The 16,916-nt window shown below is 63.8% G+C and carries 16 protein-coding genes; 9 read left to right on the top strand and 7 right to left on the bottom strand.

Features of this window, described 5'->3' with window-relative positions:
* Positions 1–9 precede the first annotated feature (9 nt).
* The 3 genes from H7C86_RS15210 (at position 10) to H7C86_RS15200 (ending at position 3,620) form a co-directional block, all read left to right on the top strand.
* Complete coding sequence (locus H7C86_RS15210; RefSeq protein WP_042452959.1) at positions 10–1,206, top strand: Ig-like domain-containing protein; 1,197 nt, start codon at positions 10–12, stop codon at positions 1,204–1,206.
* A 120-nt stretch (positions 1,207–1,326) separates the two neighbouring features.
* The gene (locus H7C86_RS15205) at positions 1,327–2,865 is read left to right on the top strand and encodes a hypothetical protein (protein WP_054187844.1); all 1,539 of its coding nucleotides are present in this window, start codon (positions 1,327–1,329) and stop codon (positions 2,863–2,865) included.
* Positions 2,862–3,620: an ESX secretion-associated protein EspG gene (locus tag H7C86_RS15200; RefSeq protein WP_054187843.1), complete on the top strand. Its 759-nt coding sequence runs from the start codon at positions 2,862–2,864 to the stop codon at positions 3,618–3,620. Before H7C86_RS15205 ends, H7C86_RS15200 begins: the two co-directional genes overlap by 4 nt.
* A 15-nt stretch (positions 3,621–3,635) precedes the next feature.
* Here the strand turns inward: H7C86_RS15200 and H7C86_RS15195 are convergent, their stop codons facing one another.
* Genes H7C86_RS15195 through H7C86_RS15185 form a run of 3 tightly spaced genes read right to left on the bottom strand, consistent with a single transcriptional unit; the run spans position 3,636 to position 7,696 of the window.
* Positions 3,636–4,385 (bottom strand): SDR family NAD(P)-dependent oxidoreductase, encoded by a 750-nt coding sequence (locus H7C86_RS15195; protein WP_003942076.1) that lies wholly within the window; start codon positions 4,383–4,385, stop codon positions 3,636–3,638.
* Between the two features lie 15 nt (positions 4,386–4,400).
* Positions 4,401–6,722 carry an arylsulfatase gene (locus H7C86_RS15190; protein ID WP_054187842.1) on the bottom strand — a complete coding sequence of 774 codons (2,322 nt, stop codon included), beginning with the start codon at positions 6,720–6,722 and terminating at the stop codon, positions 4,401–4,403.
* Entirely contained in the window at positions 6,719–7,696 is a 978-nt protein-coding gene (locus H7C86_RS15185) for a TauD/TfdA family dioxygenase (RefSeq protein ID WP_042452972.1), read from the bottom strand. Before H7C86_RS15185 ends, H7C86_RS15190 begins: the two co-directional genes overlap by 4 nt.
* Before the next feature lie 342 nt (positions 7,697–8,038).
* Between H7C86_RS15185 and H7C86_RS15180 the strand changes: the two genes are divergently transcribed.
* Positions 8,039–9,310, top strand: a complete 1,272-nt coding sequence (locus H7C86_RS15180; RefSeq protein WP_074447122.1) for an ROK family transcriptional regulator — start codon at positions 8,039–8,041, stop codon at positions 9,308–9,310.
* A gap of 15 nt (positions 9,311–9,325) precedes the next feature.
* On the opposite strand, the gene H7C86_RS15175 is transcribed toward H7C86_RS15180, so the two are convergent.
* A complete protein-coding gene (locus H7C86_RS15175) occupies positions 9,326–9,685 on the bottom strand; it encodes a nuclear transport factor 2 family protein (protein ID WP_054187841.1) in 360 nt (119 codons plus the stop codon).
* Between the two features lie 70 nt (positions 9,686–9,755).
* Between H7C86_RS15175 and H7C86_RS15170 the strand changes: the two genes are divergently transcribed.
* The gene (locus tag H7C86_RS15170) at positions 9,756–10,625 is read left to right on the top strand and encodes a LysR family transcriptional regulator (RefSeq protein WP_065352117.1); all 870 of its coding nucleotides are present in this window, start codon (positions 9,756–9,758) and stop codon (positions 10,623–10,625) included.
* Here H7C86_RS15170 and H7C86_RS15165 read toward each other — a convergent pair.
* From H7C86_RS15165 to H7C86_RS15155, 3 genes are all read right to left on the bottom strand, one after another.
* Complete coding sequence (locus tag H7C86_RS15165; RefSeq protein WP_007735336.1) at positions 10,591–11,595, bottom strand: tocopherol cyclase family protein; 1,005 nt, start codon at positions 11,593–11,595, stop codon at positions 10,591–10,593. The genes H7C86_RS15170 and H7C86_RS15165 overlap by 35 nt on opposite strands.
* Positions 11,592–11,984: a PaaI family thioesterase gene (locus H7C86_RS15160; protein WP_058227471.1), complete on the bottom strand. Its 393-nt coding sequence runs from the start codon at positions 11,982–11,984 to the stop codon at positions 11,592–11,594. Before H7C86_RS15160 ends, H7C86_RS15165 begins: the two co-directional genes overlap by 4 nt.
* Before the next feature lie 64 nt (positions 11,985–12,048).
* Positions 12,049–12,822 carry a PIG-L family deacetylase gene (locus H7C86_RS15155; RefSeq protein WP_003942001.1) on the bottom strand — a complete coding sequence of 258 codons (774 nt, stop codon included), beginning with the start codon at positions 12,820–12,822 and terminating at the stop codon, positions 12,049–12,051.
* A gap of 111 nt (positions 12,823–12,933) precedes the next feature.
* Between H7C86_RS15155 and H7C86_RS15150 the strand changes: the two genes are divergently transcribed.
* Genes H7C86_RS15150 through H7C86_RS15135 form a run of 4 tightly spaced genes read left to right on the top strand, consistent with a single transcriptional unit; the run spans position 12,934 to position 16,798 of the window.
* Complete coding sequence (locus H7C86_RS15150) at positions 12,934–14,160, top strand: MFS transporter (RefSeq protein WP_003942019.1); 1,227 nt, start codon at positions 12,934–12,936, stop codon at positions 14,158–14,160.
* Positions 14,106–14,933 carry an alpha/beta fold hydrolase gene (locus H7C86_RS15145; protein ID WP_042452989.1) on the top strand — a complete coding sequence of 276 codons (828 nt, stop codon included), beginning with the start codon at positions 14,106–14,108 and terminating at the stop codon, positions 14,931–14,933. The genes H7C86_RS15150 and H7C86_RS15145 overlap by 55 nt, the downstream gene beginning before the upstream one ends.
* Before the next feature lie 42 nt (positions 14,934–14,975).
* A complete protein-coding gene (mshA, locus tag H7C86_RS15140) occupies positions 14,976–16,304 on the top strand; it encodes a D-inositol-3-phosphate glycosyltransferase (RefSeq protein WP_003941843.1) in 1,329 nt (442 codons plus the stop codon).
* Entirely contained in the window at positions 16,301–16,798 is a 498-nt protein-coding gene (locus H7C86_RS15135; protein ID WP_047268888.1) for a YbjN domain-containing protein, read from the top strand. The genes mshA and H7C86_RS15135 overlap by 4 nt, the downstream gene beginning before the upstream one ends.
* Positions 16,799–16,916: the final 118 nt, after the last annotated feature.

Below are 16,916 nucleotides of genomic sequence, written 5' to 3'. Positions count from 1 at the left end.
CCTGTTGAAGTGCATGAGCTGGGTGGTAGGAGAAGTCGTTCGCGTCTTGTTGCGTTGGTAGCTGTATTGCTCGCTGTGATGGTGGCCGTCGTCGGCTGCACGATCGGTGGCAAGGACGGACAGGGCGGCGCGGCGGCCGCCGAGCCAGCACCGGTGGCGACCGTGGTGTCGACGCCGGCGCCCGGCACCAAAGATGTCAGCCCGGTCGCCCCCGTCTCGGTGGCGGTGACCCAGGGAACGCTGTCCGACGTCAGCCTCAGCAATGCGGCCGGTAAAGCCGTTGCAGGACAATTGTCGCCTGACAAGACATCGTTCACCGTCAGTGAGGCACTCGGCTACGGCACCACGTATTCGTGGTCGGGCTCGGCAACCGGGACCGACGGTAAATCCGTGCCAGTCCAAGGGAGCTTTACGACGGTTGCCCCGGAGTCGACCACCGGCGCCACCCTCAACATCGCCGACGGCCAAGAAGTTGGTATCGCGGCACCGATCACGTTGCAGTTCGACAACTCCGTCGTCGACAAGGCGGCCGTCGAGAAGGCGCTTGTCGTGACCACCGTGCCGCCCACCGCCGGATCGTGGGCTTGGCTGGCCGACGACAACGGCGGATCGCGGGCCCATTGGCGTCCGGCCGATTACTGGGTGCCGGGCACGACTGTCCATCTGGACGCCAAGCTCTACGGCTTGAACTACGGCGGTGGCGCCTTCGGCGACCAGGATCTCACGCTCGACTTCACGATCGGTCGTAGCCAGATCGTGAAGGCGAATGCGCCCAGCCACCGCATGCAGGTGGTGCGCGACGGTCAGACGATCATGGACATTCCCGTCAGCTACGGCGAGGGAAACGAACCTCGCAACGTCACGCGCAGCGGCATTCACATGGTGACGGAGAAGTACGAAGACTTCATGATGTCCAATCCGCCGTTCTACGAGAACGTGCGTGAGCGTTGGGCCGTGCGCATCTCCAACAACGGCGAATTCATCCACGCCAATCCTGAGACCACCGGGGTGCAGGGCTCGTCGAACGTCACGAACGGTTGCATCAACCTGTCGACATCCGACGCGCAGGAATACTTCGGAACCGCCCTCTACGGTGACCCCGTAGAGGTGACCGGCACGTCGATCGACCTGTCTCCTGCGGACGGCGACATCTACGACTGGGCAATCGATCTGCCGACCTGGAAGTCGATGTCGGCACTGCCGTAACTCTGTACTGCGGTAAATCCGTGGATGAGGGAACCGTCCGGGCTCTGCTTGCGTCTGTACAGGTAAGTGCTGTCGGCTCGGGGGAGTCCGACGGGGGTTTTCGACTTCAGGGGGACAGCGGTGGGCATTCCATTTCTGGAAGACGTGCTGGGAAGAATCTCCGAAGCGACGCAGGCCGTGCCTCCTGGCGTGGCGGCATTGCCAGTTGTCGGCACTCCCATCGCGAGCGCAATCGCTACATCTGCTCTGGTGCAATCCATAACCGACGACCGCGGCGCGTTCGACGACGAGATGGCTGCTGCGACCGTCGACGCCGATGTGGAGCGCGCACGAGCCTGGGGTGAGCGCGATGCCCTCACCGCCCAGACGTCGTCGCTCGAGTACAGCGAACACGCAATCGTGGACGACGATCCGTTCGATGCGATGTCGCACTCCGAAATCTTCGACCACGTCAACGAGATGAATCCGGCAACCCTGAGTGCGATCGGTGAGGCTTGGAAGGCCATTGCAGGCCGGGTCGAAGCCGGCATCGGGAAGTTCCAGAACGACGTGAACGGTGCGATCACCGAAGGCTGGCAGGGGCGCGGCGGCTCGGCTGCGCTGGAAGCAGTGCTGGCCTACTCGGCTGATGCGGGTGAGCTGAAGGTGCGGGTCGATCTGATCTCGAACAAGATCGAGGAGGCGAAGATCGCACTCGACGAGGCCAAACGCTCGATTCCGGCCCCCGACGGCGCCTCGACGGTCGAGAGGTTTCTCAGCATGGTTCCCGGGGCTACATGGAAGCAGGCCCAATACGAAGCCGAAGAAGCCGAACGTCAAGCGCGCCAGGTGATGAAGGACGTGTATCTGCCGTCCATGAAGCGTGCGGACGATCAGGTGCCGATCCTCCCGGCCGCATTCAATCCGGTCACCGGCGATGGAGGGGCTGGAAGTGGCGGGGCTGGAAGTGGCGGCGCATTCGGTGGTGGTGGTGCCGACGGCGGGAACTTTTCGGGTTCAGGAAACGGGCTCGGCACGCCATCTACATCGGGTGGCGGAGTCGGTGGGGGAGCGGACGGTGGAAACTCCGGCGGGGCAAACCCGCCCGGACACGGTTCCGGTCAGAATCCGTCCGGCACCGATACCGGAAATGGTGACAACCGTAGCGGCGTTGATGCCCAAGGGAATCCGAACGTCGATGCAGTTCGATCCGGAACCGGTTCCGACCCGGCCGGGACCACGGCGGCACATGCCGGTCCACTGTCCGCCGGTGCAGCGCCAGATGGCCTAGCTCGTGCAACTCCGAATGGCGCTCAGCTTGGTTCCGGAACGCCGTCAGGCCTGGTAGGTAGCGGTTCGGGTGGTGGTCCTGCTGGTGGAATCGGTACCGGAGGCTTCGGGCCAGGTGGAACCGGAGGTGGCGCTCTCGGCCCTGGCGGCGTGGGCGGCCTCGCCAATGGCGGGCGTGGGGGCGTCAACGGAGCTGGCGGTACCTCGGCGACGGGCGCGCAGAGCGGTCGGGGCGCGATGGGTGGCGTCGGCGGCATGGCACCGGGACGAGGGCAAGGGCAAGACGAAGACAACGTTCACGACACCCCCGGCTACCTCGTCACAGTCGAGAACGGCAACGCCCTGGTCGGCGACCTACCGATGGTCTCCCCGGCGGTGCTGGGCGAATGACCACCATGCAGTGGCAGTTCACCGGCCTCGAATTCCAGATTCTCTGGGAAGCGGTCGGACGTGACCGACTCCCGTACCCGCTGCGGTTTCGTCCGACGGCCGAAACCATGAACGAGCTGACAGAAGAGCGACGTCGAGCGGGAGCACACCTGGCTTGGTTGCTCGACGATCGGCTGCATCACGTTCTCGGTGCTCTTGCGAATCCTGATGCTCGCGTTGAGGTTTCCGGTTTTCACGGGCAGAACATGAGTACGGTGACGCGATTGCACGGCGTTGTTGCCGGCGACCTGGGGGTGCTCCTGACTCAACTGCCCGGCAGGACTGTCGACTGTGGCTCCGACGTGGTTTTCACCGTGGTACGCCCATCGGCAATTCCACGGATGCTCGTCGATCACCTGCCGACCTGCCCCGCTGGATCGGAGCGTGGTGTGAGCATCGAAAGGCCGAAAACTTCCGGTAGAGCGAGCTTCCTGAGCAGTGCCGCCGGTGCGCGCGGGAGCGAGGAAGTGAGCAGATTCTTCGGCCGAGAGCGGACCTCGATCGGTGAAGTCACCACATACCCGGGAGGAGCAGTGGACAGCAGACCGACAGACGACGGCATAACGTTCCACTGGTACGACTATGCCGGAGATGGTCGGTACATCGTCACCGCTGATGAAACCGTAAGTGCCCGTAGCGCTTCCACGGAAATGACGGAGGCCGAGATTGCACGCAATCTCGGCCTCGTCCTGCACCGGGTGATTCGCACTGGTTAGTCAGAACGATTCGAACTAGCTGGTGGTGCGGTGGAACCGACCGGGGCTTGCCTGATCCCTCGGCTTGACGATGATCTGATCGAGGTTCACATGTGACGGCCGCGACGCGACAAAACCGATGATCTCGGCGATGTCCTGCGCCACCAACGGTGTGATTCCCTCGTACACCTTGTCGGCCTTGTCCTGATCGCCCTCGAACCGGACGAGTGAGAACTCCGTCTCGACGGCTCCCGGCGCGATTTCGGTCAGTCGAACGGGCTTGCCCAACAGTTCACCACGCAATGTCCGATGAAGGACGGCTTGAGCGTGCTTGGCGGTGGTGTAGCCCGAGCCGTTGTCGTATGCCTCCAGCGCGGCCACCGAGGTGATGGTCACGACCAGACCGTCACCCGAATCGATCAGCTTGGGCAGCAGTGCCTTCGTCACACGCAACGTGCCCAGAACATTGGTCTCCCACATCCACCGCCAGTCGTCCAGATCGGCGTCCAGGACTGTTGCCAGACCCTTTGCACCACCCGCGTTGTTGACCAACACGTCGACACGTGGGACCACGGCCGCGAACGCGTCGACGGAATCCTCGTCGGTGACGTCGAGTTCGAGAGCGGTACCACCGATTTCCTCGGCGATCTTCTCGAGACGATCGACGCGGCGAGCACCGATCACGACGTGGAATCCCTGAGCTGCCAGGGTGCGGGCGGTGGCCTCACCGATTCCGGAGCTGGCTCCGGTGACTACGGCGATGCGGGCATCGGAAGAAATGGTCATGATGCAATCGTAGGGCTAGTCGGCGGCATACTCTGCTTCCCGTTCGATGGATTCGATGTGACGACGCGGTACTTGTATCCGACCGGGTGTGTAGGTGACGGCGCGCAGCGCGCCGCTGTACCGGAAGGGACCATGGCGTCGTCGTACCTCCCACGACACAGGTCCCCTGGCGTCGACACCGACCGAGATACCGGTCCACGGCGCCATTCCCACCAGTTGTACTTGCCCGAGCAGCTGGCCCGCGTGAATGCCGTCGACGCTGACGTGGAGATCCCAACGCAACCGCGGTACCACCGTCACCGACAGCTCGATGCGTTCGGTGCCGAGCGCCAGCGGTCCGGCGTCGACAACGGAGTAGGAACCGAACGCGTTGTACCCGAGATGCAGGTGCCCGTCCTCGACGTAGAGAAGGTACCCACCCTGCGGATCGCCATGGGCGACAAGGACACCGGCGTCACCTTCGCGGTAACCGTCGAGTTCGACCGTGATGTCGAAGTCGCGGAACCCGATCAGCTTGGATGAGCGGTAGCGCTCCAGCGGGGGCGTTCCGGCAAGTAGTCGCACCGGGCGTGAGAGTGCTCCTTCCTCCGGACGGCGAACCGCGCCGACGGTATTGCCGAGTAGAGGAAACACGGTGTTCGCCCACGCCGAGTGGTCCCAGGCCTCGGCGAGTTCGCGAACCTTGTCGGGAAACCGTGATGCCAGGTCGTCGAGCTCGGTCGGGTCGGTGCGGACGTCGAACAACTGCCAGTGCGGTTTGTCGATGTCCGCCGGGGTGAGAGCCAGCAGTTTCCAGCCGTCCTTGTAGTAGCCACGGTTGCCGGTCATCTCGGTGTACTGCTCGGTGTGAGTGCTCGGAGCGGCAGACGAACGCAGAACGGACGCGGAAGACACCCCGTCGAACTCTTTCACCGGGAGCCCGTTTCGCACACTGGGTGCGTCGATTCCGGCCAGTTCGAGCAGCGTAGGGGTCAGGTCGGTGACGTACGCGAACTGGTCGCGAATCCCGTTGTCGTCTGCTCCGGGTTTCAATCCAGCGGGCCAGGACAGGAGAAAAGGAACACGGATCCCGCCGGCAAAGGATTGCCCTTTGTAGAACCGGAACGGGGTGTTGGACGTCTGTCCCCATCCACGTGGATAGTGGACGCCCAATTCAGGTCCGCCGATGAGGGATTCGTCGTGGGGGACATCGCCCACCCAGTCCGGATCCTGAATATGCGCGAACTGTGCGAAGTAGCTTCGGGTCCCGTCCGAACCGCCCTCGGCGGTGCCGCCGTTGTCGGAGGTGAAGACGATGATCGTGTTGTCGAGCTCGCCGAGTTCGTCCAGGGTGTCGACGATGCGTCCGACGCTCTGATCGATCGAGTCGACCATCGCCGCGTACACCTCCATGTAGCGGGCGAACCTGGACTGCACTTCCGGCGTGAGTGATTCCCATTCGGGGACGTCGAAGCCGGGTTCGGAGTTTCGCGGTGCTTGTTGCGTACCTTCCGGAAAGAGGCCTTGCACGAGCTGAGAGGCGAACCGCGACTCGCGGATTCGATCCCACCCTTCGTCGTAGCGGCCGCGGTACTTTTCCTGGTCGGCAGGCTTGGCCTGCAACGGTCCGTGCATGGCGACGTGTGCGAAGTAGAGGAAGAACGGCTTGTCCTGATCGTGGGCGCGGAGGTCCTTGATGTACCCGACCGCTTTGTCGGTCAGATCGTCGGTGAGGTAGTACCCCTCGGGGTACTCGTCCACGTCGACCACAGAATTGTCGGAGATCAGTTGATTGGGATAGTAGAAGGAGTTGAGGCCTTCGAGTGAGCCGTAGTAGCGATCGAAACCGCGCTGCGTCGGCCAGGAGTCACGACTTCGTCCCGGGGCCAGGTTGGCGTCGCGTACGAGGTGCCACTTGCCGACGGCATAGGTCGCATAGCCCGCGCCGCGGAGGATTTCGGGGAGTGTCTGGACGTCGTCGGCCAATTCCAGACGCAGTCCGGGGTAGCCCGGATCGGCGTTGGCGACAAAACCGTACCCGGCGCGGTGCGGATTCAGGCCGGTGAGAAGAGCTGCGCGCGACGGCGAGCAGAGGGGCGTCGTGTGGTAGTTGGTCATCCGAATGCCCTGCGCGGCAAGGCGGTCGAGGGTGGGAGTCTCGATCTCGGAGCCGAACGGCCCGATGTCGCTGTACCCCATGTCGTCGATCAGAACCACGACGATGTTGGGTGATCCGGGAATCGGGGTCGTGGAGGTGGGCCACGACGGGGTCGAATCGGCTGCGGTGCGGCCGATTCGACCCTCGAAGCCTTCGTATCCGCGGGCGTGCGGAGGAGGGGCGGAATCCGGTGAAGTCATGGGAGAGTCGAGGCGCCTTCGATGATCGAGTATTCGGAAGCGTCGCCGGCGATGCTGCGGCTTCGTTCCCCGTGGATGTTGACCGGGATGTCGCCGGCAAGGGTGATGCGCTCCAGACGCCGGTACTGATCGTCGTAGTCGGCGATCGCGTAGTGCTGGGTGGCGCGGTTGTCCCAGATCGCGACGTCACCCGCTTCCCAGTTCCACCGCGTCGTGTACTCGAGCTTGATGGCGTGATCCTGCAAGAGCTTGAATACACCGTTCGACTGTTCGGTGCTCAACCCGACGAAGTTCTTGACAAAATGTCCGAGGACGAGCGTGCGTTCTCCGGTTTCGGGGTGGACCCGCACCACCGGGTGTTCCGTCTCGAAGTACGTGGACTGGAACTCCTCGCGGTAGGCGGCCGTGCGATCTTCGGTGAGCCGCTCGGCGCTGGTTGCCGCATAGTCGTAGACGTTCGTGTGGCGAGCCCAGAGGTTCTCCGCGAGCGCCTTGAGCGGATCCGGCAGTCCGTTGTAGGCGGCTACCCCCGACGCCCACGTCGTGGAACCGCCGTATTCGGGTAGCTGCACCGCGCGCAGGATCGAAGCCTTGGGGATGCGGTCGACGAAGGTGACGTCGGTGTGCCAGCTGTTGGCCTTGCCCAGGTCCGAGTCGATGGGCAGAACTTTTGCGCCGTGCGACTTCACGGTGGGGTGGGCAGTGGTCGGGGTACCCAGCAGCTGGGCGAACTCGTACTGCGAATCGTTGTCGAGGTGGTCTTGCCCGCGAAAGAAGATCACCTTGTGTTCGAGAAGTGCTTGCCGGATGAGGGAAATCGTCGCCGGGTCGAGATGCCCGCCGAGAGTGATTCCGTCGATTCGGGCGCCGATATGCGCGCCGAGGGTGGTGACAGTGCCGCGAGCGGCGTCAACGGCCGCTCCGTTCGTTGATGCCGAATTCGTGAGGGTCGGCTTGGCGAAAGCTGTAGACATGGTGCACCTTTCGTGGGGAGTGTGCCCACCCAAACACGCGAGATTTCGCCCCGACAGGGTTGCGTTCAGTGTGATCGTTACCGCACCTGATTTGTGAATCTCGGTGAAGCTGCTACTTTTGGAGCCATGTCGACCGACCAGCCTGCCGCTTTGCGGGTCACCTATGTGACCGCTGCGCTTGGTTCGCGTCTGCCTCTGGCGCGAGAGCTGTGTTGTCGCCGCCGTTCTTTCTGCAGCTAATTTCTGCGCCTTTTCTGTCTATTTCTTCGTGTGACCAGTGGAAACGCTGATTTCTCGGTCGACAGAGATATGCGCCTTCTCCTCCTTCTGCAAGGGACAGCCATGTCGACACCCACAATCTCCGCCATTCCGAACATCCGATCGCGAACCGCGCTCTCGGGAACCCGGACCCGTACCCAGATAGTTGCGCCCGAACTACGCATCGCCGACGGTCCGTCCGCGACTGTGTTGCGCATTGCTCGATCCCGTGGGCCGCTCTCACGTGACACTGCGGCAAAGGCATCAGGGCTGAGCATCGCCACCGTGAACCGGCAGGTCACGAGCCTGCTGGACCTCGGGATCCTGCGCGAACGCGCGGACCTGACGGCCTCCGGAGCAATCGGGCGTCCGCGAGTTCCGTTCGAGGTCAACCACGAGCCTTATCTGACAGTCGGCATCCACATCGGTGCCGTCGTCACCAGCATCATCGCCAGCGACATTCGTGGAAAGGTGCTCGGCGCCGTCGAGATTCCGACGCCTGCCACCAATTCTGCTGTCGCGCTTGCCACCATTGCGCGCTCGGCCAAATCCTTTGCCTCGCGGTGGCACAAGCGTCGTCCGCTCGCCGTCGGCGTGGCCATCGGCGGTCGCGTCGATTCAGCGACCGGAGTCGTCGATCACCCGCGTCTGGGATGGAAGGGCGCCAAGGTCGGGTCCATCATCGGAGCCGGCTTGGATCTCCCTGTATCGGTAGCCGCCCACGTCGAGGCGATGGCCGCGTCGGAACTACTGCTCAGCACCGACCGTGCCGAAGCCCCGACGCCGGGCACTACCGGCCTGTACTTCTACGCTCGTGAAACTGCCGGCATCGCAATCACTTTCGAAGGGCGAGTGCACACGCCGTCCAGCGGACCCGGTTCGATCGCGCACCTCCCCACCGGTTCGTCCGCACGGTGCACCTGCGGAGCCGTGGGTTGCCTTGAAGCGACGATCAGTGACCGCGCCGTAGTCGCGCAGGCTTTGTCTTCGGGCGCCGTGATCCAGGGCAGCGAGCGTGTCACGATCGCGGACGTCTACCGGGCCGCGTCGTCGGGTTCCATTCCGGCACACGAGCTTCTGGTTGATCGAGCACGCGTCCTCGGCCGGACAGTGGCGATGCTGCGTGACCTGTTCAACCCGGATCGTGTGATTCTGGGTGGTCAGGCATTCACCGACTATCCGGCCGGGGTGCCCCATGTCGCCGAGGCTTTCTCGACGGCATCCTCCTTGGAGCGTAAGGACATTCGAATTACCGGTTTCGGCAATCGGGTTCAGGAATACGCTTCCACGGTCGTGTCACTGAGCTCACTGTTTGCTGATCCCGCTGCGGCTATGCGCCGCGCGTCGGCCGTCTGACTGCGAAGAGGGCAGTCAGAGTTCCGGTCGATCCAAGACTCGCAACCATGATCCGTCGGGCTGGCGGCGCGCGACCTGCGTGCGCCCGCCGGTTCCGTCGGAAGGTTTGGTCGAGGTCATGGCCAGGTCGCCGCTGATCACCGTCGGTAGAGATTCCTCGACGGTGAATCTCGGTGCAGCTGCTAGCATCTGAGAGATCACCTCGCGGATGGCTTGGCGGCCCACGGTGAGGGATCCGGGAGGGAAGGCCATCACCGCATCCTCCTCGTAAAGTGCGGCGACGGCGTCTGCGTCACCAGCGTTGGCGAACTGCACGAAAAGCTTCGCGATGTCTTCCGGGGTTCCGGCCTTCTGAACGTCATCTGTTGTTGTCATGCTTCCATCGTTCTAGTACTCCGGCGATAAGTCCAAGATCTAGTTTGTCTCGCAGCTAGAATCAGCAGTTATGGAACTTCGGCAGCTCGAATACTTTGTCACGGTAGTGGAGGAAGCCAACTTCACTCGCGCCGCCGAGCGGCTTCACGTAGCCCAACCGGGTGTGAGTGCGCAGGTCAAACGGCTGGAACGTGAGTTGGGGCAGGAATTGCTCGATCGTAGTGGTCGAACCGTTTGTCTGACCGACGCCGGGCGAGCTGTCCTCCCGCACGCCTACGCTGCACTCGCTTCCGTTCAGAGCACCCGCGACGCTGTCGATGCCTTGAACGGACTGGTTCGGGGTTCCGTTTCGGTCGGGATGGTTACCGCCTGCGCTTCCGCCGACCTCACAGATCTGCTCAGTCGGTTGCACAACAAACACCCCGGACTGGACATTTCGCTGGCCGAGGACGATTCGCGCAGTCTGCTTGCCGGAGTGTCGGACGGAACCTTCGACATAGCCGTCATCGGGGTGGCGGGCAAGCTGCCGGAAGGGCTCGAATCGAGGGTGATCACCGACGAACGACTGGTGGCCGGAGTGGCGGCGGATCATCCGCTGGCCGAGGTGTCGTCTCTGCCGTTTGCCGAACTCGCGACGCAATCGGTCATCTGTCTGCCGGAGGGAACCGGCATCAGAACGTGTCTGGACTTCGCGTGCGCCGCAGCCGGCACCAAGCCGACGGTTGCGCTCGAGGCAAGCAACCTCGGCATCATCGTTTCATTGGCAGCGCAGGGGCTGGGAATGGCCGTGCTTCCGGAGTCGACAGTGGGGGAGTTGCATCGGATCGATCTCGAACCGGAAGCACGATCTCGGCTGGAATTGGTCTGGCGTTCGTCGGGCGGCAAGAATCCGGCGGCCTCTGCTCTCATCGATCTTGCGAGAGCTGTTCCCGCCGAGTGAGTTCGGCCTGCGCCCGATCCAATCCGCCGTGCTCGAGAGCAGCCAACCTCGACCTGTCCTTCCAGACGATGGTGCCGCGTCGCCGGACGATGACCGACATCGTTCCACCGAGATGCTCGAGCGCTCCTGGCACGTTTCGACGCTCGGCAGGTATCGGAACAGGAAGTATGTGTGCGTCGGCGATGGGTGCGGTCCCGTCGATGTCGACGCTCCACTTCCGGCTGTAACCCCGAAGCGTCCAGCGATCGTCGGACACCGTCGTCTCCACCTGTGACGTCAGAGGATTACCCAGCCGCAACACCGTTCCGTCCGGTAGCGCGGCAACGACGGCGGTGACTTCGGTGCGCAGAGGTCCGGCGCTGACCTGTCCGCCGGCAAACGCCACGCAGGCTCGAGGATCGGTGAACCCCTGTGCCTGTCCCCACCACCAGGATTCCGGGAATCCTCCCTTTCCCCAGTTCTTCTCGCCGTACACCTGCGCTCCGGTGAGATCCCAGCTCTGTCCGTCGATGACGGCGCTTCCCTCGACCCGGCCGCCGAGCAGCCACGGATGCCAGTACTGATTGAGTGCGGGAACTGATTGGAAGTAACTCGACCCCCCGAAGCGGCGGTGCGGCCAGAATCGCTGATTGCTGATGCGTACGTCGAGATGACTGTCGCCGAAATCGACCTGGAGTCGATCGGCATTGCCGCGGAAAGCGTTGTCGGCGTAGGCCCCCAGGATACGGGGATCGGCCGATCCATTCGGATGCTCAGCAGTGCGGAGGAATCCGCCTGGGTGTGCCGCGAGACCGAGCGTCGACCAGCTGCCGCCGTCGGCCTTGTTGATTCCGGCGAGCGCGATCACCACCCGTCCGCTGTCTGGCATCGTGAATCGCCAGAAGTAACCCTCCATCGCAACGTCATGGGAGGCAAGCAGATTGCCGTACGGCAGGGTGGCACCCGAGGCGCGGTACGCGGGAAGCTTCACGATCCCAGTACTGCCTGTGATGCGGTGACCTGAGCGACGAGGCGGCCCTCGTCGTCGCGGATCTCGGTCACCACCGCGACGGTGCTGCGCCCCGCGTGCAGTGGCCGGGCGGTGGCGGTGACCGTGCCCTTGCGCACGCCGCGAGTGAAGACGGTCGACGAACTGGTGGTGGACGTACTTGCGCCGGGCGGCAGATTGAGGAATGCACAGACGGCGCCGACGCTGTCTGCCAGCGTCATCAAGGCGCCGCCGTGCATTCCGTTGCCGGCGGTGGTGCGGTGGCTGTCCCAATCCAGATGGCCGACAACCTGTTCGGGTGCCGCGCTGTCCAACTGAATTCCGGTGTGAACTGCAAAAGGCATGCTCGCGACAAGTTGTTCGAGGTCCATGCCTACCGATGTTAACGAGCCGCCGAAACCTCCGTCGGGACTTCGGTTTATCGAGGGCGGTGACTCACAGGGGCAGGGCGGTTTCCGACAGCCCTTCCGGCGCGTTGCGACGACGGAACCACTCGGTGCCGAATGCCGCGGCGAGCTGCTCCGTCGGCATTTCGAGGAACGGGCCGAAATCGCCGACCTGCGTTGCGTGCGCGTACATGGCCGCGCGCTTGGACGAGATCACCGAACTGACGTCGACCGCGGTGGTGAGTTGGTCAGCCGGAAGCCCGAACGATTCGATGTCCGGCGGCTGCGCCTCCTCGGTCCACTCGGGGTTGGCCTGCATCAGCATCTTCATGTGATCGCGGTTGGTGGACGCCTCGTAGACGAACGGCGTGCCCGCGAGTTCTGCAGCACGAACGCCGACGTGGTGGACCTGGATGTGATCCGGGTGGCCGTATCCGCCGTTGGGGTCGTAGATGGTCAGGACATCGGCGTTCTCTTCACGAAGAACCTCGGCCAGACGCTCGGCGGCCTTCTCGACGTCGACGTTGCAGAACGCTTCCGGATTCTCGTTCTCGGGCGTACCCACCATCCCCGAATCCGGGTAGTGCAGAGACACGACGCGACTGGCACCCAACGCGTCGGTGGACGCCTCGAGCTCACGGCTGCGGCGCTGAGCCAACGTCTCGTATTCGTCCAACAGTCCGTCGGGGAATTCACCGAGAGCACCGTCGGTAGCGGTGACGACTACGACGCGGTGACCTGCGTCGGCGGCCATTCTCATCACGCCGCCCGTAGTGAAAACTTCGTCATCGGGATGGGCGTGGAAACACACCAGGACACTCATTCGCGCAATCGTAAGGCAAGTTACCGACAGGTCAACCCGAGCGCACAGTGAAAACGATTTGTCGAGTCGGCCTCGGCTCTGTGAACCTTGTTCAGTGCACGAGAAGCTGACATGAGCGAATCCACCAACAAAGGCCTGCTGAGCGCCTACCGCGAGATCTTTGCCGCCCCCGGATCGGTCGCCTTCTCGGCCGCCGGATTTGTCGCAAGGCTGCCGATCGCCATGATCGGTATCGGAATCGTGACGATGATCTCGCAACTTCGTGGTGACTACGCGCTCGCCGGCGCGCTCGCCGCGGTTTTTGCGCTCTCGTCGGCGATCATCGCGCCCGCGGTCTCGCGTGCGGTCGACCGCTTCGGACAGCGAGCGGTCCTGCCGATTGCCGCAGCCGTGAGCGTCACCGCGATCGGGGCGCTCCTGCTCGCAGTCCGGATGGAAGCTCCCGACTGGCTGCTGTTCGTTCTGGTCGTCCCCGGCGGCGCCACTCCGACGATCGGCGCGATGATTCGCGCCAGGTGGGTGGCGATCTATGTCGGAAAACCTCAGCTGCGCACCGCCTTCGCCTTCGAATCGGTGGTGGACGAGCTCTGCTTCGTGGCGGGCCCGGTCATATCGGTAGGTCTGAGCATCGGGCTCTTCCCCGAGGCTGGACCACTGGCAGGGTTGATCCTGCTGGTCACCGGAACCCTGCTGCTGGTCATACAGCGCGGAACCGAACCGAAGGTGCATCCGCGTCGACCCGGCCGCGGACGATCGGTTCTCGGTAACCACGTGATGTGGATCGTCATCGTGATCATGGTGATGCTCGGAACGATCTTCGGCGTCATCGACGTCGGCGCCATCGCGTTCACCAAGGAACAGAATTCGCCGGGGTCGGCGACGCTGGTCCTCGCGCTGTTCGCCGGCGGTTCGGGAATCGCGGGACTGATCTTCGGGTCGATGCACCCGGCGCGATCGCTGCGCGGGCAGTTGATGATCGCGTCCTCGGCGGTCGCCGTTCTCAGCGTCCCGCTTCTGTTGGTCGGAAACGTGGCCGCACTTGCGGGTGCCTACGTGCTGGCGGGCGCGACCATCGCACCGACGCTCATCATCGCGACAGCCCTGGTCGAACAGATCGTCCCACCGGAAAAGCTCACCGAGGGAATGACCCTGACGGTTACCGGCCTCGGCGTCGGCGTGGCGCTCGGGTCTGCGCTGGCCGGACAGCTGATCGATCGCTACGGCGTCCCGTCGGCCTACATGCTCGCCGTCGGCGCCGCAGTCGCAGCCTCTATCGTGACGGCATGTCTATTCGTGAAGCCGTCAGCGTCGACGGCACGTCCATCGTCTATCGAGTAACCGGAAATTCGGCGGGGACCCCGCTGGTGTTGCTGCACGGCTGGGCTCAGTCCTCGCAGTGCTGGGGCGAGCAGGTCCTCGCGGACCTGGCCGCGGACTATCGGCTGATCGCCGTCGATCTGCGCGGCCACGGTTACTCAGATGCGCCCGAATCCGGATACGACGATTCCGCGAACTGGGCCGGCGACGTCGCGGCTGTTCTTGCGGCCGAAGGCGTCACCGAGAACGCGATCCTGCTCGGCTGGTCGTACGGCGGTCTGGTGATCTGCGATTACCTGGCAGCGCACGGCACCGGCGCGGTGGCGGGCGCGGTTCTGGTCGGGGCGATCACCAGCATCGGGCGCGGCGAAAAAGGTGGCAAGGTCGGCTCGGCGATGCGTAGCGCAGTTCCCGGCGCGATGTCCGAAGATCCCCGCGAGGCGATCCGTGCACTCGGCGCTTTCGGCAATGCTCTCACCGGCCCACCCGAGGGCAAGGGTGCAGCGTCGCAGGCCTTGTTCGGGTACAGCCTCTCGACGCGTCCGCGGGTGCGCGCAGCACTGTTCAACCGTGCTGTCGGTCACGACGAGTTGCTTCGCAACCTGGACATCCCGGTCCTCGTTCTGCACGGAACCGACGACTCCGTCGTCGACGTGAGCGCAGGTAAGCACGCCGAGGAACTGATTCCCAAGTCCCAGGCGTCGTACTGGGAAGGCTGCAATCACGGCCCGTTCGTGGAGGATCCGACACGATTCGTGTCCGAAGTGCGAACCTTCATCTCGAGCCTCGGTTAGAGTTCGCGCCCGGTGAGGGGGCAGTATGGAGTCGTGACGCCCATGCACATTTCGCGCCCTCGCCGGGTGGCCGTTCTCTCGGTCCACACCTCGCCATTGGCACAACCCGGCACCGGTGACGCGGGTGGGATGAACGTCTACGTTCTGCAATCCGCCATTCAGCTCGCCAAACGTGGCGTCGAGGTGGAGATATTCACCCGCGCGACGTCCTCGGCCGACGCACCCGTGGTGGACGCCGCTCCCGGAGTGCGGGTTCGGAACATTGCTGCTGGTCCCTTCGAAGGGCTGGACAAGGCGGATCTGCCGACTCAACTGTGTGCCTTCGTCGCAGGAGTTCTGCGGGAGGAAGCGCGCCACGAGCCCGGGTACTACAGCCTGATTCACTCGCACTACTGGTTGTCCGGTCAGGTCGGCTGGCTGGCCCGCGACCGCTGGGGCGTGCCCCTCGTACACACCGCCCACACCCTCGCGGCGGTGAAGAATCTTTCGCTTGCCGAGGGAGACACCCCGGAGCCGGCAGCACGTCAGATCGGCGAGCAGCAAGTAGTCGCCGAGTCCGATCGCCTGGTCGCCAACACCACCGACGAAGCCAAGGCGCTGCACGAGTTGTACGGCGCAGATCCCACGCGTATCGACGTCGTGGCTCCCGGCGCCGATCTCACCCGCTACCGACCGGGCGATCGCGATTCCGCCCGCGCGTCGTTGGGGTTGGACCCGGGCGAGGTCGTCGTGACTTTCGTCGGCCGGATCCAACCTCTGAAAGCGCCGGACGTTCTGCTGCGTGCTGCCGCCGAAGTGATCAGCCGTCGCCCCGAGTTGCCGTTGCGCATCCTCGTCGTCGGCGGGCCGTCCGGAACTGGCCTCGCGCGGCCGGACGTGCTGATCGAACTGGCACGCTCACTCGGCATCACAGCGCAGGTGACGTTCTTGCCGCCGCAGGCTCCTGAGCGTCTCGCCGATGTCTACCGTGCCTCGGATCTGGTTGCGGTGCCGAGCTATTCGGAGTCCTTCGGATTGGTCGCCATCGAAGCTCAAGCCTGCGGAACTCCCGTGATCGCCGCCGACGTCGGCGGACTGGGAGTAGCCGTACGCAACGGGGAGACAGGCCTGCTGGTTCAAGGACACCGCACCGAAGACTGGGCCGGCGCCCTCGAATCTTTGGTGACAGCACCGACGCGCTTGGCCGAACTCGCCGCGCAGGCACCGCGTCACGCCGAAAATTTCTCGTGGGAACACACCGCGGACGGTTTGCTCGAGAGCTATCGCAAAGCCGCAGTCAACTACAACAACGGAACCGGTCCCAGCGACTTCTCGCCCCGCCGTGCGCGGGGTCTGTGGCGTCTGCGCCGGACCGGGGGAGTGCGTACATGAGCAGCATTTCGGACACCATCGAGCAGGCCCTCACCGAGCGTGAACTCGACTTCACCAGAAAAGACGACGCGCATTTCATCGTCGAACTTCCCGGTGAACACAAACTCAAGACGTCGACTCTGCTCACCGTTGGCAATCACGGTGTGCGGGTCGAGGCCTTCGTGTGCCGCAAGGTGGACGAGAACTTCGAAGGCGTCTACAAGTTCCTGCTCAAGCGCAACCGCCGTCTGTACGGGGTGGCGTACACACTCGACAAGGTCGGGGACATCTACCTGGTCGGCAAGATCGCGGAGCATGCCGTGACCGGCGATGAACTCGACCGAGTGCTCGGTCAGGTTCTCGAAGCCGCCGACGGCGATTTCAACGTCATCCTCGAACTCGGCTTCTCCTCGTCCATCAAGCGTGAGTGGGCGTGGCGGGTGTCGCGAGGCGAGTCGCTGGCGAATCTCGAACCGTTCAAGCACCTCATCGAGGAGGAGCCCGCGCAGAGCTGATCGAGCGGGGTGAGACACATCGCGGATGTGTCACGTAAAGTGACCTTTACTTGTGACTGTCGTCACGGAATAATACTGTTCCCGTGAGTCACAGTAAGTTGGTCACACCACCCCGCCG

Origin of the sequence: Rhodococcus sp. UFZ-B548, assembly GCF_903819475.1 — a bacterium.
GTDB lineage: Bacteria > Actinomycetota > Actinomycetes > Mycobacteriales > Mycobacteriaceae > Rhodococcus_F > Rhodococcus_F erythropolis.
This window is presented reverse-complemented; position numbering and strand designations above follow the sequence as displayed.